The organism is SAR324 cluster bacterium (assembly GCA_029245725.1).
GTDB lineage: Bacteria > SAR324 > SAR324 > SAR324 > NAC60-12 > JCVI-SCAAA005.
Genome location: JAQWOT010000129.1, coordinates 1 through 21,679, shown reverse-complemented (window position 1 = coordinate 21,679; position 21,679 = coordinate 1). Strand labels below are relative to the sequence as shown.

General features: G+C 46.5%; 19 protein-coding genes. 13 read left to right on the top strand and 6 right to left on the bottom strand.

Annotated features, from left to right (window positions below; translation table 11 throughout):
• Window positions 1–5: 5 nt before the first annotated feature.
• The 3 genes from P8O70_05690 to P8O70_05680 form a co-directional block, all read right to left on the bottom strand.
• Window positions 6–1,625, bottom strand: coding sequence for a SpoVR family protein (locus tag P8O70_05690; protein ID MDG2196368.1), 1,620 nt, complete (start codon window positions 1,623–1,625; stop codon window positions 6–8).
• 16 nt (window positions 1,626–1,641) lie between these two features.
• The gene (locus P8O70_05685) at window positions 1,642–2,706 is read right to left on the bottom strand and encodes a DUF444 family protein (protein ID MDG2196367.1); all 1,065 of its coding nucleotides are present in this window, start codon (window positions 2,704–2,706) and stop codon (window positions 1,642–1,644) included.
• A 168-nt stretch (window positions 2,707–2,874) separates the two neighbouring features.
• Window positions 2,875–3,636 carry a helix-turn-helix transcriptional regulator gene (locus P8O70_05680; protein MDG2196366.1) on the bottom strand — a complete coding sequence of 254 codons (762 nt, stop codon included), beginning with the start codon at window positions 3,634–3,636 and terminating at the stop codon, window positions 2,875–2,877.
• A 279-nt stretch (window positions 3,637–3,915) separates the two neighbouring features.
• Between P8O70_05680 and P8O70_05675 the strand changes: the two genes are divergently transcribed.
• Window positions 3,916–5,214, top strand: a complete 1,299-nt coding sequence (locus tag P8O70_05675) for a nitronate monooxygenase (protein ID MDG2196365.1) — start codon at window positions 3,916–3,918, stop codon at window positions 5,212–5,214.
• 51 nt (window positions 5,215–5,265) lie between these two features.
• Here P8O70_05675 and P8O70_05670 read toward each other — a convergent pair whose 3' ends face one another.
• Window positions 5,266–6,567, bottom strand: coding sequence for a PhoH family protein (locus P8O70_05670; protein MDG2196364.1), 1,302 nt, complete (start codon window positions 6,565–6,567; stop codon window positions 5,266–5,268).
• Window positions 6,568–6,724: 157 nt separating this feature from the next.
• On the opposite strand from P8O70_05670, the gene P8O70_05665 reads away from it, so the two are divergent.
• From P8O70_05665 to P8O70_05635, 7 genes are all read left to right on the top strand, one after another.
• Window positions 6,725–7,519: a lysophospholipid acyltransferase family protein gene (locus P8O70_05665; protein ID MDG2196363.1), complete on the top strand. Its 795-nt coding sequence runs from the start codon at window positions 6,725–6,727 to the stop codon at window positions 7,517–7,519.
• Window positions 7,520–7,553: 34 nt separating this feature from the next.
• Window positions 7,554–8,021, top strand: a complete 468-nt coding sequence (locus P8O70_05660) for a TerB family tellurite resistance protein (protein MDG2196362.1) — start codon at window positions 7,554–7,556, stop codon at window positions 8,019–8,021.
• Window positions 8,018–9,091 carry an AI-2E family transporter gene (locus P8O70_05655; GenBank protein MDG2196361.1) on the top strand — a complete coding sequence of 358 codons (1,074 nt, stop codon included), beginning with the start codon at window positions 8,018–8,020 and terminating at the stop codon, window positions 9,089–9,091. The genes P8O70_05660 and P8O70_05655 overlap by 4 nt, the downstream gene beginning before the upstream one ends.
• An 11-nt stretch (window positions 9,092–9,102) precedes the next feature.
• Window positions 9,103–10,032, top strand: a complete 930-nt coding sequence (locus tag P8O70_05650) for a Gfo/Idh/MocA family oxidoreductase (protein ID MDG2196360.1) — start codon at window positions 9,103–9,105, stop codon at window positions 10,030–10,032.
• 4 nt (window positions 10,033–10,036) lie between these two features.
• The gene (locus P8O70_05645) at window positions 10,037–11,167 is read left to right on the top strand and encodes an LptF/LptG family permease (GenBank protein ID MDG2196359.1); all 1,131 of its coding nucleotides are present in this window, start codon (window positions 10,037–10,039) and stop codon (window positions 11,165–11,167) included.
• Window positions 11,164–11,799: an outer membrane lipoprotein carrier protein LolA gene (locus P8O70_05640; protein ID MDG2196358.1), complete on the top strand. Its 636-nt coding sequence runs from the start codon at window positions 11,164–11,166 to the stop codon at window positions 11,797–11,799. The genes P8O70_05645 and P8O70_05640 overlap by 4 nt, the downstream gene beginning before the upstream one ends.
• A gap of 72 nt (window positions 11,800–11,871) precedes the next feature.
• Window positions 11,872–12,621: a DUF3750 domain-containing protein gene (locus P8O70_05635; GenBank protein MDG2196357.1), complete on the top strand. Its 750-nt coding sequence runs from the start codon at window positions 11,872–11,874 to the stop codon at window positions 12,619–12,621.
• Window position 12,622: 1 nt separating this feature from the next.
• Here the strand turns inward: P8O70_05635 and P8O70_05630 are convergent, their stop codons facing one another.
• Both P8O70_05630 and P8O70_05625 read right to left on the bottom strand, forming a co-directional pair.
• On the bottom strand, window positions 12,623–14,398 hold the full coding sequence (locus P8O70_05630; GenBank protein ID MDG2196356.1) for a chloride channel protein: 1,776 nt from the start codon (window positions 14,396–14,398) through the stop codon (window positions 12,623–12,625).
• Window positions 14,358–15,023, bottom strand: a complete 666-nt coding sequence (locus P8O70_05625) for a PTS sugar transporter subunit IIA (protein MDG2196355.1) — start codon at window positions 15,021–15,023, stop codon at window positions 14,358–14,360. Before P8O70_05625 ends, P8O70_05630 begins: the two co-directional genes overlap by 41 nt.
• A gap of 236 nt (window positions 15,024–15,259) precedes the next feature.
• Between P8O70_05625 and gcvP the strand changes: the two genes are divergently transcribed.
• From gcvP to P8O70_05600, 5 genes are all read left to right on the top strand, one after another.
• Window positions 15,260–18,142 (top strand): aminomethyl-transferring glycine dehydrogenase, encoded by a 2,883-nt coding sequence (gcvP, locus tag P8O70_05620; protein ID MDG2196354.1) that lies wholly within the window; start codon window positions 15,260–15,262, stop codon window positions 18,140–18,142.
• Window positions 18,139–18,879 carry a PD-(D/E)XK nuclease-like domain-containing protein gene (locus tag P8O70_05615; GenBank protein ID MDG2196353.1) on the top strand — a complete coding sequence of 247 codons (741 nt, stop codon included), beginning with the start codon at window positions 18,139–18,141 and terminating at the stop codon, window positions 18,877–18,879. The genes gcvP and P8O70_05615 overlap by 4 nt, the downstream gene beginning before the upstream one ends.
• Window positions 18,880–18,940: 61 nt before the next feature.
• A complete protein-coding gene (locus P8O70_05610; GenBank protein ID MDG2196352.1) occupies window positions 18,941–19,297 on the top strand; it encodes a hypothetical protein in 357 nt (118 codons plus the stop codon).
• Between the two features lie 731 nt (window positions 19,298–20,028).
• A complete protein-coding gene (locus tag P8O70_05605; GenBank protein ID MDG2196351.1) occupies window positions 20,029–21,063 on the top strand; it encodes an ABC transporter permease in 1,035 nt (344 codons plus the stop codon).
• 192 nt (window positions 21,064–21,255) lie between these two features.
• On the top strand, window positions 21,256–21,679 hold a 424-nt coding region (locus P8O70_05600; protein ID MDG2196350.1), incomplete at its 3' end, for a hypothetical protein.

Here is a 21,679-nt window from a genome sequence, read left to right as displayed (position 1 = left end):
ATATGCTAAATACGGAATGGTTTTTCCGAGTTTCGCATTCGTTCCAGAATGCTTTCAAAGCGAACTGCCGTAACCACGGTTTCTTTGAATAGATTTGCCGAAAAGGAATAAAGCCAATTGCGAGAGATCAGATAAACAGGGGCTTTCCAAATCAAGTTCAGATTCTTTAGTGTGGGTTTTATCCAATCTTTCCGGAGGCGACGACCGTCGTCTCGGTGATAAAGCAACAAGCCTCCATCCTGAAAATCTGTATCGATCAGATAAATCCTCGGACGATGGAAGTGAGTAAAGAAATTTAGCATTTCGTTCTTGATAGGCTCTGGATTAATCCAGACATTGTAGTGATCCTCCTGAACAATGCTATCAGGTGGAATTCTAAGTTGTTGTGCTTGGCGTTTACTGAATCGATTCAAGTGAAATTCGTGCACCAGTTCTGGAGTCAAAAATCGTCTGAGGAACTCATAGTCTGTCACCGTTTTGACAAGATGCTCCATCTGCTGCATCGGTGTCTTGGTTGTGGGTCGTTTCCAATGATCTTTGACGTCTTGGCTTGTTTCCTCATGAAAATCCAAACTTACTTTCCCATCACAGTAAAGCTCCTCGATGTGAGTCCAAAGGTAGAAACCCAGATGATACGGATTTCGCATATAATATGGCCGTGGATAACAGACACCTGAGAAGACACGAGCGTAATCAATAATCCCTTTGACTGATTGTTCTTTGAAAAGCTCAGTCATGATTTTCTTTTCCCAGTACATCGCCCAGCCTTCGTTCATGATTTGCGTTCTGATTACGAAATCATGGGTCGAATGGACTGAGTAAATGTAATCTAAAACCGCTCGCTCACTCTGACTTGCTGGAGCATGGCGACACAGAAAACCCATGATATCCTGACAGGGAGCCTTTAGCTTAAATCCTGTGCGGCTGATGGTTTCCTGATGCTGCTTGGCCTGCATCTCCCTTTGCCAAGTTGTCTCTGGACTGACGTTTCGCATCAGGCTATCAATAGTACTGAAAGAGGGTGTTAACCGAGGAACAGGTTTGTCTTCAGATACATACGTATCTGTCTCCTGCTGGCGGGCCGTTTCTGTTTCTACAGTCCTGGCCAAGTTAAATTGTGAATGAGGAGCAATCAGAGGAACAAAAGATTCGCAGGCGTTCCAGAACTGGGAGTAGTTAATCTCACCCATTTGCTGACGAGCCCGATCCACCTTGCGGGAAAGATAGATCACCCACTCTGTACGATCTGGGTTAGAGTCCTTTAGGACATTCAGTTCGGAAAATTCGCAGTGCCCCACGACATGTGCCATGACTGAGGCCTGCATCATGGGTGAATTCGTGCTGTTCAAGTAGGCGTAAGAAGGATTTCCAGTTTGAACTACCTCGTAGTAGATACTCGCCTCCTGTCCGGTCTCAACTCGGTGCTTACGAGTCACCATCCGTTTGCCTTCCCAAATGTTTAGCGGGCTTACGGGATAGACATATTTTTCAAGGAGAGACATAAACTCCAAGCTATCCAGAATAAAGAATCGCATCTCAGGCAGCGTTCGTCCGAATGCTTTAGCATGGTGAACTACTCGCTGTTCCAATCCATAAATTTCTGGATCTGTCTGGACTGCACGCATTGAACTTCCCTAGTTCTCAGTGTTCAGCGAAAAGCGTTTTGATAACTTCAATGGTTTCAAGTTTATCGTTTAGTTCTCCAAGACGAATGATGGAGTCACGATAAAATTGTGTTGCAATCTGCCGATTCAGCAGACTTAAGCGCCCTGGTTGGACTTCTATGACCCCGATTCGATTAAAGATTGGGCGCAGATGTCCTTCAAGAATTTTGACAATTTCCTTGGCGTCATCGTCAAACAATTCACCATCACCAAAATAGAAGCCGTAAAAGTTTGTTGATGCTGGGTCGTATTCGTTCGTGGCGATCCGGTGAATCAATTGGTAAACCGGAGCTGCATGCGTACCCCCAGAATTTCCGACTTGGTAAAATTGTTCAGCCTGGACCTCGTAGGCTTCTGCATCGTGGACGAAGAATCGATGGTCGACGTTCTTTGCACCGTAGCTGTAGTCAATCCAGTTTTGGATGAAATTGACCAAGCGTTTTTCGAGGCGAAGACGTTCCCCATATGTTGAATAGGAGATATCCCCCATGTAAAAAACTACTGCCTTGAATCGAGGTTTCTCAACTCGCTCTGGCACTTTGAAACGACGATCCCGTCGCATGAATTGAAATTCATAGCGTTCTTCGTGGGGAGCGTAAACATCCATACCAATACTTGTACGTAGAGCACGTTTGAATGTCCGCTTCTTATCAAGAACAATCCCTGAGGGAGCAAAGGTTTTGAATTCGTAGGAGACCTCCTTGATTTTCCCATGTCCTTGCTTAACAAGACGCGGCAGCTTCAGGGATCTAGCGACTCTTTCCATCAAGTATTGAAAGGGGACGTTGAATCTGATTTTCCCTCCACCGCTACCCGGTCCTCCCCCACCACTACCTCCGCTCCCTTCTCCTTCGTCACCATAGACAAAGGTGGGGGCAACGATGTCATCCATTTCTACCAGAATATCACTCCCCCGTTCGCCAAAGTTCTCAAGATCCCCCTCTGTGAGAATAGTGTCGACAAGGTTTTCCAATTGTTCTTCAACGAATTCGTTGAAAGCCCCTTCCGATTCGCTGGAATTAATCTGATCTGTCACATTCATAGGAAACCGAAGAGGAGTCTTTGTGCGCACAATCGGTAAGCCATTGCCTCAATATGTTATTTTATAGGGCTAGAACATCTGCCCAAAGAGAGCAAATTTTTTCGGCTTTTGATAGTAGTAATAAATTACTTAATACACTGATCTAAATCAGATTCTATAATTTTTGATTTACTTAATTTTTGAAGCCAAGTCTTTGGTTTGTGACTGCAAACTATCCAACAGAGATGGGACCCAAGCTCGGTGTGCAACCAAAAATCCTGTAGGCTCTCGCTCATCAGCGGGTAAAGCAGCATCAACATCCTGTAATTCTCGCAGCGTCTGCATAAGCCGATCCAGTTCACTCACGATCAGCTTTCTGGAATCTACTGAAAGTTGAGCTGCAGCAAAATGCCAGCGCTCGTTGCTTTGATCAAATTCATCATTGAGAAATTCTGTCATGTTTGTTCGACCCCAAATTTGCCAGAGCGGACTATTCTTTTGCCAAAGAACACTTCGTTCAAAACACAAACGAATGCGGTCTTTTGGTAGCCATTCAATCAGCTTCAGTTGTTCCAATTGACCAAGTTGTACTCTGAGTTCAACTTCTTCTAGCCCAAATTCTTCAACAAGTTCTTCTGTTGCCCAACCGTTGACGAATAAAACGAGCAAAACTACTAAACTCGGCTGACTGAGCAGAGTCTTTAGCTGCATATCATTGAATGAATCAACGAGAGGTTGTTGTTCCCGACTGAGTTTGACCAATTCATAGAAATCGAGGCCCAGTACAGAGCAAATCTTTTCTAAGCGCTTCAGACTTAATGATTGGTCCGAAAACAACCTTTTCACGCTGGATTCACTTAATTTGAGACGTTGCGCAAGAATGCGATAAGTGATTCCTTGAATCTTTAAATAATGTTTAAGCGTTTCGAGCAATCGTGCTGTTTGGGTCATTCAAAATCCTGATACTTCCGGTGCAAGAAAATGAGACTTTTGAATTTGTGCTTTCCTTAGCCCGGCTACAACGTTAGTATTTGCTGAAGATTGGTTCTTTTCTTGAAAGAATTTTTTCTAACCTTTTTGGGATGAAACTATTGAAGCAAACGATTTGATAAGATTATTTCCTCAGTTCGCTGAGATCGCCTCGCTTTGATTCCCACCCCCCATTCTCCATTCTCCGGGATAAGCGCTGCAACTGAATCCGAAGAATATTACTCTGGAGTATAGCAAATGATGAAGATGGTTGACGATTTTCGCTGGAAACTGCGCCAAAAAGAGTATGTCCCGATCATGACCGGCGGCATGGGTGTGGACATCTCAACAGCCACATTGGCTCTGGAATCAGCTCGCCTTGGCGGTATCGGTCACATTTCCGATGCGATGGGACCTACTGTTTCAGACCGAAGATACGAGACCAACTTCGTGCAACAAAAGTATCAGAAGTACAAGACGAACACCTCAAGTTCAAACAAAACTCAGGTTCATTTCGATCTGAAAATGGTGGAAGATGCTGCTTTTCTGCATGTCGACAACACGATGAATGCGAAACGCGGCAATGGGATGATATTCGTCAATTGCATGGAAAAGCTCTCGATGAATAATCCTCGGGAAACTCTCCAAGCAAGAATGGTTGGGGCCATGAACGCTGGGATAGATGGTATTACGCTTAGCGCTGGACTCCATTTGGGCACCATGGCTTTGGTCAGTGATCATCCTAGATTCCGGGATACATTTTTGGGAATCATTGTTTCATCTGTTAGAGCTCTACGTCCATTTCTCAAGCGAGCAGCTAAGCTTGATCGGATGCCGGACTACATTGTTGTTGAGGGACCCCTAGCAGGTGGCCACCTGGGATTTGGGATGGATTGGGCTGAGTATGATCTCAAGACCGTTTTTGTTGAAGTAGTCGAATTTTTGAAAGATAACGACCTCGAGATACCTGTCATCCCTGCTGGTGGGATTTTTACCGGTTCCGATGCTGTTGAATACATGGAGCTTGGGGCTGCTGCAGTTCAGGTTGCCACCAGATTCACCGTCTCCGAGGAATGTGGCCTTCCAAATCGAGCTAAACAAAAGTATTTCGAAGCCCTAGAAAAGGATGTGGTAGTCAATCAAGTTTCACCAACAGGCTATCCCATGAGAATGCTGACCAATTCACCGGGCATTGGACAGGGTATTCGACCAAACTGCGAAGCTTTTGGTTACATACTTGATAGTGATGGGCATTGTGCCTACGTGGATGCCTACAACCGAGAATTAGAGCGAACCCAAAAAGAAGGTGGCAAGCTGATAGTAGAAGACAAGACCTGCTTGTGTACCCAGATGCGAAACTTTAAGATATGGACCTGTGGACATTACGTGTATCGTCTGAAAGACACTACCCATCAACTAGAGGACGGAAGTTATCAGTTGCTTACAGCAGAACACATCTTCAATGATTATCAATTCAGCGGAGATCATCAGGTCAAGCTTCCTAAAAAAACTGCTCTATCATCCCAAACTACCGCTGTGGCAGAAGTAGCCGCGGCCTAACTGAAGAAAAACCGTGTCCAAATGGGCACGGTCCTCCCACCTGAATACACCTTAAAGTACATTTGCTGCTAAATCTGCTAGCGGTGAACGCTCCCCATGAACCAACGTCACGTGCCCTGCCAGAGAATACTTCTTAAAGCGCTCAACAAGAGTATTTAAACCGTTTGAACCCTCATTTACGTATGGGTTGTCAATTTGGTGTGGATCCCCTGTTAAGACAATTTTTGTGTCTTCACCGGCTCTGGTCACGATCGTTTTCATTTCGTGTGGAGTGAGGTTTTGTGCCTCATCAACAATCATGTATTGTCTTGGAATACTTCGACCTCTGATGTAAGTGAGTGGCTCAACTGTGATGAAGCCTTGGTCAATCAATTCTTGATAGCCTTTTGTTCCCTTCCGACCTGAGTTACTTACTAACAACTCCAGATTGTCGAAAATAGGCTGCATCCAGGGATTCAATTTCTCGTTTAAATCCCCCGGTAAGTAGCCAATATCACGACCCATTGGAAAAATTGGACGGGAAACAATCATTCGTGTGTAGCGATTTTCCATCAACATCATATGTAAGCCAACAGCCAATGCTAACAGAGTCTTCCCTGTTCCTGCTTTTCCATTCAGGGTCACGATGGGAATTTCTGGATCCAAAAGTAATTCCAGAGCGAGGTGTTGTTCAGGATTTCTTGGTAAAATCCCCCAAACACCTTCATCGTGATGAAAAGGACGTAGATAGCCAATCTTGCTGTCAAAGATCGCCATCTCTGCATCATCCTGCCTGTCTTTGTTCAGCAATAAAATTCCCTCGTTAGGTAAAAACTCTTGATCTCCAGAGAGAATGTGACGATCACGAAATAGACCCAACTCTGTCCCTAAAAGTTCCAATCTTGTCAGGCCTTGGTAGGGCTCATCCTGGTGACGACCATCATAATTGATCGTTGGGATTCCAAGTACATTCGCCTTGACCCGTACATTTGTGTCCAAAGTAACCAAGGTTACTTCCTTTTGCTGATAGAGGAGTTCCCACGCAACAAGCAAGGTTCTATTGCTAGCTCGATCCAGATCTAGTTCTTCTGGAAAATCGATGTCATCTGGAGTACTCATGGAAATCACTAATTCACTATCATTCGATAGATGAATTCCTTTTGATAGATTCCCCAGTTTTCGGCATTGATCCAGAACCTGAGAAATGTTTCGGGCATTACTACCTGTCGCACTCATCACGCTCTTAAATCGATCAATTTCCTCAATCACATGTAAGGGAATAATGATTTGGGAGGTTGGGAAGGCGTGAATTGAGTCGGGATCATAAAGTAAGACATTTGTATCTAGAACATAACGGGGGAAAAGCTGTTCCATACTAAAATTGATTGATGTAAGGACGGGATGGGTGAACTTGTACTTTAATCAAAGACTACTAGAGTGAATTAGCTTTGTGGCAGAGTCAACGTTGCTTAGTCAAACTCGTCTTCATCCTAAACAGTTTCAGCACGGACCCTAGGGACTTCTTTCCAAAATGAACGACCAAAAACTTTCCACAGTAGAGCCAGCCAAGAGCCCGTCTGAATCCTTGAAAAATGAAGAGGCCGATTCATTAACGTCAACATTCATTCTGCTCAGGTCGATCTGGTGTACTCTCTGGTTATCTTTCCTGACCATGGTTGATGTTTCATTGAGAAATGCTGGAAGAGAGGTGATCAGCCCCCGAGTCAAACTATGGGCGCAACGCTTGCTTAAGTATGCTGATGTTAACTACGTCGTTCACTATGAAAAACCTTGGTCCATCGAACCCGGTAGACGCTACGTCCTGATGAGTAATCATCGAAGTTATTTTGACATTCCCTTAGTCCTGGCGGCAATTCCTGGAGCCGTCAGAATGATTGGTAAACAAGAGTTGTTTAAAGTCCCCATCTGGGGACAAGGTATGATCGCCGCTGAATTTGTTCCAATTGATCGGAATGATCCAAAAAACTCAATGAAGTCTTTGACCAGAGCCAAAAGATTGATGGAAAATGGGGTTTTGATTTGGCTGGCACCAGAGGGGACAAGGAGCCCAGACGGGAAGATGCAACCCCTTCGTAAAGGTGGATTCCTGCTCGCCAGGCAAACTGACGCGGTAATCATTCCAATCGGATTGCGTGGTACTGAAACTGTCATGCCCCCAACTGGCTTCAAGATTAATGCAGGAAAATACCTTTCGGTTCACGTTGGAACTCCCGTGGACACTGCATTGCTTAGCCGTTCTGAAAAAAGAGAACTACCATTACGCATAACTGAGGAGCTCAAAAACCTTTCTGGCGAAATCCCCTGAAAGTGCATGAAAAACCTTTAGCCTGCAAAATCACATGAGTGTACAGATGTTAACTGGCCTACAGCCAGAAATCCTCAATGAACAACAGAAAACTTGGTTTGCCGTAGCAGTTTGCCACGCCATTGTAGCAGATGGGAATATTGATCCTAGCGAACTGAGTTATTTAGAACAGGCTTTGTCCTTCCTAAGCTCAAAAACCCAGGTTGACTCCCTAGTGCAGGCGGTCAAGGACCAAAAGCTGCCAAAGTTGGACAAGTTTCCTTTGGCAACACGAGAACTGGAGGTCAAAATTTTTATCGAGTTGGCATTGATCACAACTGCTGATGATGTGATCAGTACGCGTGAAATGGATTTCTTGATGAACGTCGGCAGGATTCTTGGCTTTGGTCGTGAATTTGCGAAAGTATTGATTCGCTGGGCTTCTGAAGGCATCATCTGGCGAAATAAAATGCATAAGATCATTGATTCTGGAGTGGAACTGCACCCTGAATATATTACATGAAAAGCAAACTTCCCTCTTCTGCTGAGACCACCCTAGGCTTACTGACTTTTTTTGCGGGTGGGCTTTTCGTGATTGCTTGTGGATTTATCCTTCAAACTCTCTCTGGGATTCTGATCCCTTTTTTTGTAGCGCTCTTTCTAGCCTATCTTGCAGAGCCTCTTCAGAAACTTCTGATCCGTTGCCGTTTCCCAACCGGTCTTAGAGTTCTCCTTGTCTTACTCAGCACTGCTCTGATTCTATATCTTGTCGGGCAATTGGTCTACAACAGCGTCAATGCGTTAACAGCTAACCTTCCTCGCTATCAGATGCGGATACAAGGGATGCTTATCGATGCGGCAGATGCCCTCAGCATCCCTCCTTCAGTAATACAAGAACAACTAACAGAAATTCAGTGGACGGATCATATCAATGCTGGAGCGATTGCACAAATTTTAGGGCAAGGATTGGGGAACTTTGTTGAGTTCCTCACGAACCTGTTTCTTGTACTGCTTTATCTAGTGTATCTGCTTTTCGAACGGGAGAGTTTTATTCGAAGGTTGGAAAATTCTTTTTCCCATCGCAGCGGGGCCTCCAGAGCAGTTGCGGTGATTCATTCCATCAATCAGCAAATTGCCAGCTACTTGAACATCAAGACGGGAGTTTCAGCACTTACAGGAATTGTGGTTGCTGGATTTCTCCTACTTTTTGGGGTCGATTTTGCTCTCTTCTGGGGACTCTTGACGTTTCTACTAAATTTTATCCCCTCTTTTGGCTCAATCCTAGCGACCATTCCACCAATCATAATTTCTTTTGTCCAATTTGAAACCCTGGCCGAGCCATTGGTCATCATGGTCCTACTCATATCAACTCAAGTATTTGTGGGGAATGTGCTTGAGCCAAAAGTGATGGGTGATAGTTTAGGAATGAGCCCATTGATTGTTGTGCTTGCTCTGATTTTTTGGGGTTGGTTGTGGGGTCCCGTTGGAATGATTCTCTCCGTACCCATCATTTCTGTATTTCGCATCACTTGTGAAAATATTGACGTTCTCAATCCAGTCGGTCGTTTTTTGAACGAACCAAAATTGCGTTGAAGAGTAATTGAATGCTCCGAACTGCCGTCATCGGCGTAGGCTACCTTGGTCGATTTCATGCCCAAAAATATGCCCAACTGTCAAATGCAGATCTAATTGGTGTTGTAGATAGCGATTTCGACAGAGCCACTATTGTAGCTGAAGAGACAGGCACCCAAGCTTATCGAAATTATGAGGATTTGCTTTGTGAAGTTGATGCTGTCAGCATCGTTGTACCGACAGTCCATCATCATCAAATCACACGGCCTTTTCTGGAAGCAGGAGTTCATGTTCTCCTTGAAAAGCCGATTGCTAGTACCATAGCTGAAGCAGAGGATTTAGAGGGATTGGCAAATCATAAGCAGCTTGCACTGCAGATTGGTCATGTTCAACGCTACAACGTAGTCTTCAAAGAATTCCGCCAAGCCATCCAACGACCGAAGTTCATCGAAAATCTCAGGATTGCACCCTTCCCAAAAAGAGGCACCGATGTCGATGTGATTCTAGATTTGATGATTCATGACATTGATCTTGTGCTTGCTATCACTGGGCAACTTCCAACTAAAGTTGAGTGTACTGGAGTTTCAATCCTAACCCCCCTCACAGATCTAGCTCACGCTAGATTGGTTTTCCCTGATGGTTGCGTAGCTAGTATGACAGCCAGCCGTGTTTCCGATAAAGCAGAACGGAAGATGCGCATCTTTCAAAACGGCCTTTATCTCTCTTTGGATTTTGGAACAGGGCTGGCTCGGAAACTACAAGTGGATTTAAGTAGTAACCTGAGTCCTGAAGATCTCCAACCGGAGAACCTTCAATTGGAGCGTGGAGATGATTTACTCGCTGAAATTGCTGATTTTTTGAAATGTATAGAACAGGGTAATGGCCCTCAAGTTTCAGCGAAAGATGGTCGTCAAGCCCTGCAAGTAGCCTGGCAATTGAAAGACCTACTGGCCACAAACTAATCTTATGCTGGCCCGTTCCCTTTTCCTTCAGCTCATCCCCCCTTTCCTGCTTGCCACCTTTATTCTGACCTTCATCCTTTCGATGGATACGGTCTACAAACTTATTAACCTTATTGTCTCCAGAGGTGTACCGGTAGGGAGCGTTTTGCTGATGTTACTCCACCGACTACCCCAGTTTCTATCTGTCACTCTGCCAATTGCAGTTGTGATTGCAGTTGTGGTTGTTTTGGTTCGATTATCAAACGATCTGGAACTTACAGCCATGGGTGCTGCGGGCTTAAGTCCGTGGCAACTTAGTGTACCCGTCGCAACCTTTGGATTGCTAGCAACCATTCTGGACATGGGAATTACCCTGTGGATGCAACCAGCTGGATATGCTGCCTATGAAGAGGAGACACTAAGGTTGTTAAGATCGCAAACTGCGAAAACGATTCGACCTGGAGTCCTGAACTATGATTTTCCAGGCAAAGTCCTCTATGTGGAGACCAAATCTCCCAATGAGGAGTTGGGAGGGATTTTTATTTCAGATACTGAATTGAGTCTGGGCTCGATGGTTTCGCTTTCCTCGAAAGGTCAACTCCTCATCAGGGAGAAAGAGCAGGACATCCTTCTTCAATTGAAACAAGGTACGATGCACTTTGGCAATGTTGAAGGTGGATATCGAACAATCGATTTTGAGGAATTCCAATACCAGTTTCGTCCTCCTCAGTTGGATGGTTCGCCAAATCGAAAAGTCTGGGGAGTTTCCACCATGGATCTCATTCAGTCAGATCGATATTTTGGAGAGCAAACACGGCAAAGGGAACTTCAACTCAGACTCACGACACCGATGGCTTGCCTCGCCTTTGCTTTGGCAGCACTGACCATTGGTATGGTAGACCCTAGAAGAGGGCGATCTAACGCTTATCTCCAAGCTCTGGCCTTGATCATCATTCATTACATTCTATGGTCTTTCTCAAAGGACCTGACCATTGGGAAAGAACCGATAAAAGCTGTTGTTCTCTGGGTTCCCCCCATTTTGATTGGACTGTGGGGAGTGTATCAAATCCAATTGAATCATCAAAATTGGAGAGGCCCTCTCGTATGGTGCTGGGATCACCTGCCTTTTAAGAATTTGAGCGACCCTAAAACATGACAAAATTTTTCATTACTCTGTTTTCAGTTTTCTTCTGTCCTTACTTTATCCAGGCAATTACTTTGGAGCGAGTTCAGGAACGCTACCTAGAAATGCAGAGCTTCCAAGGAAATTTCTTGCAAACCACAATTGTTGAAAGTGAAGACCGGCGAGCAAGTGCCTCTGGCATCATTGCATATCAACGTCCTGGCAAAATGCGCTGGGAATACCAAGAACCAGATCCTCAGTTACTTGTAACTGATGGTGACACTCTCTGGTTATACGACCCTTTGCTGGAAAATGTGATGATTCAGGAGTTGGCCACTGTGACAGACGGGACTGCCCTGGCGTTCCTCCTCGGTGCGGGTGAATTGAGTGAAGACTTCACACAGCAAAGGATGCAGAAGTCCTTACTAGATCCTGATAAATCATGGGAAGTTTTGGAACTGGTTCCCAACCGAGAACAAAGTGCGATCGAGTTTTTACAACTCGGTGTGGATAGCCAAACGGGAGCCCTGGAGGCGCTGCTCTTCAGGGATAACAGTGGTTCAGTAAGAATCATTGAATTTGAAGCGCTAAGCTACAACGTCGAATTTTCAGAGGATTTTTTTAGTTTTGAGATTCCTCCTGGTATGGAAGTCATTCGCCCTTAGCCTCTCGACCATCACAGAATCTCTCATCTTCTTCGACAAATGATTTCCATCAGGTACCAACTATACTGGAGAGTGATTCGCTTGTTGCTCCTTTGCTTAGTCTCATTGACTCTCTTGCTCTTGACTGGCCCGTTGTGGACTTGGAAGTTCTCTGATCTAGATTTGGACACCCACTGGAGCAGAAGCTCTCAAGCAACAGTTACGATTCCTAATGCTGAAGTGACAAAGGATGAAGCAGTCATTCAAATCTATGGAGCACGAGCCTATAACTGGCGAGGAGCATTTGCAGTCCATACCTGGATTGCGATCAAAGAAGCAGGAGATACTGACTTTCGACGATATGATGTAATCGGTTGGCGACACTTTCGTAGTATGCCCGTGGTTTCTGAATCAATTGGACTACCAAACCGAGCATGGTTTGGGAATGCTCCTGAGCTTTATGGTCAAGTACGTGGTCAGGGAGCTGAAAAATTAATAAGGAAAGTTGAGGACGCAATCGCCAGCTATCCTGCGAGTGAATTCTATCGCGTCTGGCCTGGTCCAAACAGCAACACCTTCACTGCACATGTGCTTCGGCAAGTCCCAGAACTTCGAGTGACTTTACCGCCCACTGCCATTGGTAAGGATTTTCCTTTGAGTTTTTGGATACAACCCACGACAGGTGGAAGAGGATTGCAGCTGACTATTTGGGGAATTTTTGGAGTTTCTATTGGAATTGAAGAGGGGCTTCGCTTTCAGTCGTTTGCACTGGAATTCGGTCTAAACCCTTGGAAAGGAGAGCTTTACTGGCCTGGGATTGGGACAGTGTATCTTTGGAGCTGATTTAAACCGTGATTTGCAACTCCCTTCGGTAATGATCAAACAAAGTTGATTTTGAAAGCATCCCCAAAAAGCGCTCCTTGCCATCCATCACCGGTAACGCCCAAGCCCCACTCAATTCAAATTTATCCAGCGCTTCTTCAATAGACTCATTTGTAGAGATGGTGGGTAGAGAGCGCATGATTGAACCCATGGAAACTATGTTGTAGAGATGGGTATCAAATAGGTAGGAACGGATGTCATCTAGAAAAACAATTCCGATGCAACGATCAGAATCTGCTTCAAGAACCGGAAAATAATTACGATGCGCATTTTTGAAGACCTCTACAAACTCTCCCAAGAGGGTACTGTCTCGGACTGTTAGGAAATCATGATCCAACAAATCCCGAAAATCCCTCGACAGTGATCGTAGTAAATGTTGATCAGATCCTCTTTTGACTAGATCACCTTTGAAAATCAAATTTCGAGTATAAACAGAACCCACTTCCAAAAATGAACTCGTTACCATGGCGCTGCTTGCAGTGAGCATCAAGGGAAGAATCAGCGAATATCCCCCTGTGGATTCCATGACCAGAAAAACCCCGGTCAGAGGCCCATGCATCACTCCAGTCACCATCCCAGCCATACCAACCAGAGCGAAGGCTGCTGGTTCTGCCACACCTTCCCAACCAGTCAATCCCAATATTAAGCCGAAAGACATACCTACCGCACTGCCAAGCACGAGGCTTGGAGCAAAGACACCTCCCACACCACCGGAACCTAGAGTCACGCAACAGGCGATGAATTTCAGTAAGATAAAAAATAGGACCCATTCGACCGTATGCTGATCCATCTGTGCCAGGAACTCTTGGGTGATGTTATAGCCCTCTCCAAGCACGGATGGATTGAGGTAGGCCATTCCCCCAATGATTGCACCTCCGAGGGCAGCTCTCGCCCACGGACTTCCTATCTTATGAAATTTCTTCTCAGACCAACTGAGGCTTCTGGAAAATGCAATTGAGACGAGGCCTGTCAGGATTCCAAGGAGAACACAGGCGACCAAGGAGGTTGGGTCGAAGAACTCAAACTCATGTGTAAATGTGATCTTATTGCCCATCAGGACCCGACTGAACTCTGTCGCAGTCACTGCAGCAATGATCGAAGGCAAGACAGTCAATACCGACCACTCACCAAGAATGATCTCCAGTGTAAAAATCAGACCCGTCAAAGGAGCGTTGAAAATCCCTGCAACCGCACCTGCTACCCCGTAGCCAAGTAGTAGTTTGCTACGGCGCTCATTTGTATTCAGCCAGCGCGCAACCACAGCCCCCCAAGCAGCTCCAATACAGACTGTGGGCCCTTCTAGTCCAGCAGAATTCCCAGTTCCAACAGTTAATAGACTTCCTAAAAACCTGGAAAAAATCATCCTTTTTTTCAGATTTCTCGCGTCATGCAGTACAGCATGAATCACTTCGGGAACCCCGTGTCCTGAAGGATCTCTCAACAAATTTCGAATCATGAAAACAGCTAAACCCGCTCCCAGTGCTGGCATCAGAATCTGGCCAAGATCAGGGAGAAAGAGAATGGATTCTTGTAGGAAGTGGACACCCCAGTTTAGACTCACTGCCAAGGCCCCGCTACCAGCTCCAATGATCAGAGCACATAGCATCATCACAACAGTTTCACGGGCAGAATGAGCTCGAAAGTGTGACAGTCGTTCGCCCTCTCCTAGAGGCGTGCTTGGTAGGAGAGTTTGAAGCTTAGTGTGAAGTTCTTGCTTGAATGTAGTCCAAGAGTTCATCTTGTGGGGGTGCCTGCTGCAGAAAGTCCTCGACGCCTGCTTGCCGCAGCAGACCAGCTATTTGCGAAAGGATCTTAAGATGGTGGGAAGATTCGGCGCTGAGCAAAACAAAAAGTGTATGGACAGGTTGTCTGTCTGGTGCGTCCCATTCGATAGGTGAAGAGAGAAAGAAAACATCCACACGGGATTGGGACTTCGAGATGGGCAATGGATAGCGAGGATGAGGAACCGCTACTCCTTTACCCAGAGCAGTTGACGACTGGTTCTCACGTTCCAATAGGAGTGTCTCTAATTTTTGTGGCGAGATCCTATTCAACTGCATCTGTCCCGGCAGATGTCTAAGAACTGCATCTCGATCTTCACCCTTGAGCCTGTAATGAGTGCCACCCAATTCTAAGGCAGCCAACAAATTGTTTGTAACAAGATTTCCCTTTTTGCCCAGTGCGGATGAACCCAAGCGGAGGTGCTTGGCTTCTGCCCAGGAAATCAGCGTAGCCTGATTGACAAGCGGTTTGCCGTTCCGAATAGTACAAGGGAATTCCCCTTGCTGAATCCAGCGACGAATCGTTGTTTCTGGCACCCGGAGTAAATTAACCACCTCCGTGATGGTGAGCATCTGAGCCATGGACTTCGACTAAATGAAAGAACAACTGCAATTTAATTTGCAAACCATAACTATTTCTCCTGTTCGCTGCAAACAAAGAATGGAAGAATGATCAGAAAATTTTGGCAAAGTCGGATTGGCTTTCAAGATCTTAAGATTTACTAGTACCAACCTTGCAGCGATGACCGGAATTTGTCATGATTCATTGAGTGATATCAAGCTACTTACCTGATCTTTTAATTTTCCTTGAATATTTCATGCCTACACAATCAAGCTTGCTCAAAGAACTTAATCAACTTCATCCTTCGGCAGATTTTGTCCACCGTCACATTGGGCCAAACCAGGCTCAACAACAAGCAATGTTGCAGTTCCTAGAGCTGCAATCTCTAGAGGATTTGCTCGAAAAAACGGTGCCCTATGACATTCTGCAGCCACAAAGCAAGCTGGACCTGAAACCAGCAAGTGAAGAGCAGGCGCTGAATGAGTTGAAATCAATGATGGAGGCTAACCAGCTTTGGCAGAGCTTTCTGGGTCAGGGTTACTATGGAACACACCTGCCTAATGTGATTCGCCGAAACCTCCTGGAGAATCCAGGCTGGTACACCGCTTATACTCCCTACCAGGCGGAGATTGCCCAGGGAAGATTGGAAGCGCTTCTCAATTTCCAGCAAATGGTCTTAGATCTCACAGGAATGGAGGTTGCCAACGCTTCGCTGTTGGACGAGGCCACTGCAGCTGCAGAAGCGATGACACTCTGTCAACGTCACTCGAAGAAAAAAAGCAATCAGTTCTTTGTTGATCACAATGTGCACCGGCAGACCCTCGATCTTCTGCAGACCCGAGCGGAGCCGATGAACATTCATTTGGTGGTTGGTGAGCCAGCAGAAATACCAAGCGGGGACTATTTCGGAGCATTATTGCAGTATCCCAATACATTTGGGGTGATCAATAATTGGTCAGAATGGATCGAAGCCATGCACCAGCAAGGGGTCTTGGTAGCTGTGGCCACGGACTTACTCAGCCTAACGCTCCTCAAACCACCCGGAGAGATGGGGGCTGATATCGTCTTTGGCAGTGCCCAACGTTTTGGAGTACCCATGGGTTATGGTGGACCGCATGCTGCCTTTCTGGCAACGCGTGACACCTTGAAAAGATCTCTGCCAGGAAGATTAATCGGTGTCTCTCAAGATCGACAGGGACAGCTTGCCCTTCGCATGGCTTTGCAGACTCGTGAGCAACATATCCGCCGTGAGAAGGCCACCAGCAATATCTGCACAGCTCAGGTTCTGCTTGCTGTCATCGCAAGTTTTTATGCAGTTTATCATGGTCCTGATGGTCTCAAAAAAATCGCTAGAAGGACTCATACCCTGACGGCACTACTTCGACAAGGTCTGGATCAGGGTGGGTTTGCCTCGAATGATCAGTTTTTTGATACCCTTTGCATCGACGCCATAACGCAACAGCCAGAAATTCTGCAGCGTGCACAAGAAGCTAAGATCAATCTTCGAGTGATAGACTCAACTCATCTCGGAGTTAGTCTTGACGAAACTACGACTCCAGAAGATGTCAGCAAGCTTCTCAAAGTTTTTGGAGTAGAAGCAGATTTAGATGCCTTGCTCAGTCAAGCCAACTCCTCTGATGCCGGCATTCCAGAAAGCTTGCAAAGAGAATCAAATTTCTTGAGCCATTCTGTTTTTCATCGATACCACTCCGAAACAGAATTGATGCGCTACCTCAGGAATCTGGAAGAGAAGGATCTGGCGCTGAATAGGGCTATGATTCCTCTGGGCTCCTGCACAATGAAATTGAATGCCAGCGCTGAGATGATCCCGGTGACCTGGGAAAGTGTAGGGTCTCTTCATCCATTTGTGCCCGTGGAGCAGGCGCAAGGAATGCAGAAAATGATTCAACAACTGGAAGATTGGCTGATGCAATTGACCGGTTTTGATGCCATCTCAATGCAGCCCAACTCTGGAGCACAAGGCGAGTACGCAGGGTTGCTGACCATCCGCAACTATCATATCTCCCGAGGAGAAGCACATCGTCACATCTGTCTAATTCCCAGTTCTGCTCATGGTACCAATCCAGCCAGTGCCCAGATGGCAGGAATGAAAGTAGTGGTTGTCAACTGCGATTCCCAAGGGAATGTTGACGTCAATGATCTTCGTCAAAAAGCAGAAGCACACGCTAGCGGACTAGCCGCCTTGATGGTAACTTATCCATCGACTCATGGAGTTTTCGAAGAAGAAATCCGCAGCATCTGTGAAATCATCCAAGGCTTTGGTGGACAGGTTTATATGGATGGAGCCAACCTGAATGCACTGGTGGGCATAGCTCAACCCGGTCAATTTGGACCAGATGTGATGCACTTTAATCTGCACAAAACCTTCTGCATTCCACATGGAGGTGGAGGCCCCGGAATGGGCCCCATTGGCGTCCGTTCTCACCTGGCCCCCTATCTGCCGAACCACTCCATCATCAAAGTTGCCGAAAATCGGACAGGTGGTGCCGTTTCTGCTGCACCTTGGGGAAGCCCTAGCATTCTGCCAATCTCCTGGATGTACATTCGTATGATGGGAGGACCGAATCTGCGCATAGCCTCCCAGGTTGCCATCCTCAACGCAAACTATATGGCAGAGCGACTCAGCGGTGCCTATCCGATTCTCTATCGTGGTCGCAACGGACGCTTGGCACATGAGTGTATTCTGGACATCCGACCACTGAAGAACATTTCCGGAATCTCTGAGGAAGACATTGCGAAACGTCTAATGGACTATGGATTTCACGCACCCACCATGTCCTGGCCTGTCGCTGGAACTCTGATGATTGAACCAACGGAGAGTGAATCCAGAGAAGAATTGGATCGTTTTTGTGAAGCAATGCTCAAGATCCGTGAAGAAGTCCGCAAAGTAGAAGAGGGAACCTGGCCTTTGCAGGACAACCCATTGGTCAACGCTCCACACACTCAATTGGACCTAACCGCTGAGGTCTGGAATCATCTCTACAGTCGAGAAATCGCAGCGTATCCCTTGCCAGGCATGCAAACCCAAAAATTCTGGCCAACCGTCAATCGAATCGACAATGCCTATGGAGACCGAAACCTTGTCTGCTCTTGCCCAACAGTGGAATCATATCGATGATGGAGGAAGCCAACTTTCAAACCGGTATTTTTGAGGAGATGCCTTTTGAGCAATATCAACAAGCTCAAGGATTGAATCAGTCGACCCTTAAGCAGATTTTTCGACCTGGAAATTACTACAACCCGCATGGAGTCCTGATCGGCAATGCGGGCCACTGCCTCCTGCTTGAACCTGAAAGATTTGAACAGGATTATCAGCGACTTGCTCCGGGGATTTCACTCAGAAAGTTAAAAAAACTGGAAGCAGAGGAACAACCATCCAGCGAAGAATCTCGTCCAACCATGCTTCCCACCAACATCTGGGATGCATTAATGAATGCGCAGAATGCAGTCAACACGCACCCACAGGCAAGCTGGATGCTGGAAAATAGCCTCAAGGAGGTCTCGCTTTTCTGGCAAGCCCCTGAGAACAGCTTGCGCTGCAAAGGCCGGTTGGATCTGTTCTGTCCGGAGAAAGCCTTTATTGCCGATCTCAAATTTTCCTATCGGACCATCACCGAGGCCAACACGCAATGGCACTATGCCTTTCAAGCCGCCTGGTATCGTCAGGGAATTTACCAACTCACTGGCGAATGGCTTCCCTTCTATCTGATCTTTGTGGAGCGCAACACTCCTTACCGAGTAGTGGTTGCTGAATTGGAAAAGGAAACCCTAGACGTCGGTGATCGATTGTTGCAGGAATCTTTGGTCGAGTACGAAGCCTATGCGGCTCCTCCAGAATTTGACGATCCTGCTTGACAAATAACCATCTCTGAAAATGAGATTTTTGATTCATCAAATCCCTCACCCAAAAGACAACATGGCTTTTCTACAAATTCTTATCCTGGCTACGATTCTGGGGCTATTCATTGGAGCTTTCACATTGCTGTTGGCTGGCAGTGAACGAGCGCTAAGATTTCCAGGATTCGCTATCATTCCGGGGGCTATGGTTGGTTTGGATCTTGGGCTGACCTCACAGTGGGGAGAGTTCAGCTTGCTGGTAATTGGGGGACTGACCGGTTATTTTCTGATACTTGGCATTTGGCGTGGTCGTCCCACTGTCCAGGGTCTGTTGCCCTTGAACAATCAAAGTTTCGACGAAAAAAACCCTACCCTAGGTGATTCAACTTCAACCGCAGATGGGAAGTCGGAAGACAAATTGGCGAACTATATTTGAGAGTTGGCTGAATCCAGGCAAATGGTTGCCCTGTCAATGTTGGCAGTGTGGTCAGGCGCTTCGGGGAGATTCGGAAGGCCCTTTCACCAACCTGCTGTGCTATTCGTGTGAGGTCAACCTACCTTGGATCAGGAATCACTGTCTGCGTTGTGCACAACCTACCCTGAACCCCTCCCAATTTGATTGCTCAGCCTGCAAGAATTTTCCAACCTGGCATCCGGACGAATGTCAAAGCGTATTACTTTGCGAAGATTCGATTCGAGAGTGGCTGCTGAGCTTCAAGTTTACACAACAAACGAGGCTCCGTAAATTGCTGGGGATGCTTTTTCATGAAGGACTGACGATTCAGGGGGTCGAGTTGACTGGGCGTTAGTTCCGGTAGCTCTTTCCAAAAGTCGTTTGCGCTAGCGACAGTTCAACCAGACTCAATTGCTGGCATTGGAAATTCAGAGACACATCCCCACTTTAAGCCTACCCAAGACCAATCCAATTACCCAAAAAATCCAAGGATCCAGTCAAGTGATCACCTTGAACAACGACGCAAGAATGTGCAGAATGTTTTTGAGGTTCATTTTACGCACACACTTTATCGTGTCTGGCTTGTGGATGACGTGATGACCTAAGGGGCTACCTTGAACGAGATCGTGCGTGTCCTTAAAAAAATCTGGGGTGACTTTTGTCGGCAGTTTAACACTCGCTCGACGCTTGTTGGATTCCTAAAGCAAACACTCATGGCTTCTTCTCTTCTCTCCAATCCAATCAATCAACGACGCCTGAGGGCTTTCCGTGCCAACCGACGAGGCTATTGGTCCCTCTGGTTCTTCCTCTTTCTCTTTTTCTTCAGCCTACTGGCGGAACTTGTCTCCAACGACAAGCCTCTGTTGATTCGCTTTGACGGAGAGTTTTACACCCCTTTTTTGGTAGAGTACTCTGAGACTCAATTTGGTGGAGAGTTTGCGACCGAAGCGGAATATACTGATCCTTTTGTCAAGGACCTGATCAAAGAAAAAGGTTGGATCCTCTGGCCAATGATTCGCTACAGCTATGACACGATCAACTACAACCTGAGTGTCCCGGCACCAGCCCCTCCTTCTGCAGAAAACTGGCTGGGAACTGACGACCAGGGACGCGACGTGATGGCGCGCTTGATCTATGGCTTTCGCATCTCGGTTTTGTTTGGACTCTGCCTGACGGTCTTCAGTTCGATCATTGGCGTGGCTTTTGGGTCCCTGCAAGGCTACTACGGAGGCTGGGTTGATCTGGGGGGGCAGCGCTTCATTGAAGTCTGGTCTGGATTACCAGTGCTGTTCTTGTTGATCATCCTCTCCAGCTTTGTGGAACCCAATTTCTGGTGGCTGCTCGGCATCATGCTCTTGTTCAGTTGGATGGGGCTTGTTGGGGTCGTCCGGGCTGAATTTCTTAGAGGTCGGAATCTCGAATACGTCCGGGCTGCCCAAGCCCTTGGATTGAGCAACACCACAATCATGTGTCGTCACATCCTGCCTAACGCAATGGTCGCCACCCTGACCTTTCTACCCTTTCTGCTGAACAGCTCGATCACCACGTTGACTTCCCTCGACTTCCTTGGCTTCGGACTGCCAGTTGGTTCGCCTTCGCTGGGTGAACTTCTAGCTCAAGGGAAGGCTAACATCCACGCTCCCTGGCTTGGCCTCTCAGGTTTCTTCGTGCTGGCTCTGATGCTCAGTTTGCTCGTATTCATTGGTGAAGCCGTCCGTGATGCCTTTGATCCTCGGCATCGAGGATAACCCTGTAAATTGGCTCACTGCTCAGCAATTTGAAAATAATTGAAAATAAGTCCTAGTAAGTTGAGTTCTTGTTAACTGGATTCGTGAATAATTTGCTGAATTTTTATGATAAGCAACTATTAGAATTTTAGTTAAATAAAAATGCTACTTCCTTGGCAAGTAGTTCATAGTCTATTTACTACGCCGAAATCTATGGGTAAAACAAAGCAGAAATTCCCAATTTATCTCTGTTGTTTCTGGCTAATTTTACTTTCTCTTTCCCTGCCATTGAGCACATGTGCTCCTTTACCGAAGGAAGGTGAGTCTCTTGATAAAGCTGAGGTCACGCTAACTCTGCAACACCGGAGTTCGGAACGCAGTGCTCAAAGAGCGGGCTCCAGTTCCCGTGCCACTGAGTTCATTGTCGTTGTCCCCGGAGGGACTAGCTTCTCCGAGCAGGGACCCACCAATTCTGTTGGATCAGGAATCCTGAGCCTGCCTTCGAATCAAATCTCACTCTCTTTAAATCTCAACATTCCCCTGCGCCTCTTCATCTACCGCTACGCTGAAATACTCAGCTCAGCTACACTGCTTGCCAAACTCAATAGCCAAACTCTCAACCAGGGAGCCATTGATT

Coding starts and splice junctions, on each gene's coding strand:
- P8O70_05680 (MDG2196366.1), bottom strand. CDS start 3,636: ATGACCCAAACAGCACGATTGCTCGAAACGCTTAAACATTATTTAAAG.
- P8O70_05645 (MDG2196359.1), top strand. CDS start 10,037: ATGCTGGCCCGTTCCCTTTTCCTTCAGCTCATCCCCCCTTTCCTGCTT.
- P8O70_05665 (MDG2196363.1), top strand. CDS start 6,725: ATGAACGACCAAAAACTTTCCACAGTAGAGCCAGCCAAGAGCCCGTCT.
- P8O70_05605 (MDG2196351.1), top strand. CDS start 20,029: ATGGCTTCTTCTCTTCTCTCCAATCCAATCAATCAACGACGCCTGAGG.
- P8O70_05650 (MDG2196360.1), top strand. CDS start 9,103: ATGCTCCGAACTGCCGTCATCGGCGTAGGCTACCTTGGTCGATTTCAT.
- P8O70_05670 (MDG2196364.1), bottom strand. CDS start 6,567: ATGGAACAGCTTTTCCCCCGTTATGTTCTAGATACAAATGTCTTACTT.
- P8O70_05655 (MDG2196361.1), top strand. CDS start 8,018: ATGAAAAGCAAACTTCCCTCTTCTGCTGAGACCACCCTAGGCTTACTG.
- P8O70_05690 (MDG2196368.1), bottom strand. CDS start 1,625: ATGCGTGCAGTCCAGACAGATCCAGAAATTTATGGATTGGAACAGCGA.
- P8O70_05675 (MDG2196365.1), top strand. CDS start 3,916: ATGAAGATGGTTGACGATTTTCGCTGGAAACTGCGCCAAAAAGAGTAT.
- P8O70_05630 (MDG2196356.1), bottom strand. CDS start 14,398: ATGAACTCTTGGACTACATTCAAGCAAGAACTTCACACTAAGCTTCAA.
- gcvP (MDG2196354.1), top strand. CDS start 15,260: ATGCCTACACAATCAAGCTTGCTCAAAGAACTTAATCAACTTCATCCT.
- P8O70_05640 (MDG2196358.1), top strand. CDS start 11,164: ATGACAAAATTTTTCATTACTCTGTTTTCAGTTTTCTTCTGTCCTTAC.
- P8O70_05610 (MDG2196352.1), top strand. CDS start 18,941: ATGGCTTTTCTACAAATTCTTATCCTGGCTACGATTCTGGGGCTATTC.
- P8O70_05615 (MDG2196353.1), top strand. CDS start 18,139: ATGATGGAGGAAGCCAACTTTCAAACCGGTATTTTTGAGGAGATGCCT.
- P8O70_05660 (MDG2196362.1), top strand. CDS start 7,554: ATGAGTGTACAGATGTTAACTGGCCTACAGCCAGAAATCCTCAATGAA.
- P8O70_05625 (MDG2196355.1), bottom strand. CDS start 15,023: ATGGCTCAGATGCTCACCATCACGGAGGTGGTTAATTTACTCCGGGTG.
- P8O70_05685 (MDG2196367.1), bottom strand. CDS start 2,706: ATGAATGTGACAGATCAGATTAATTCCAGCGAATCGGAAGGGGCTTTC.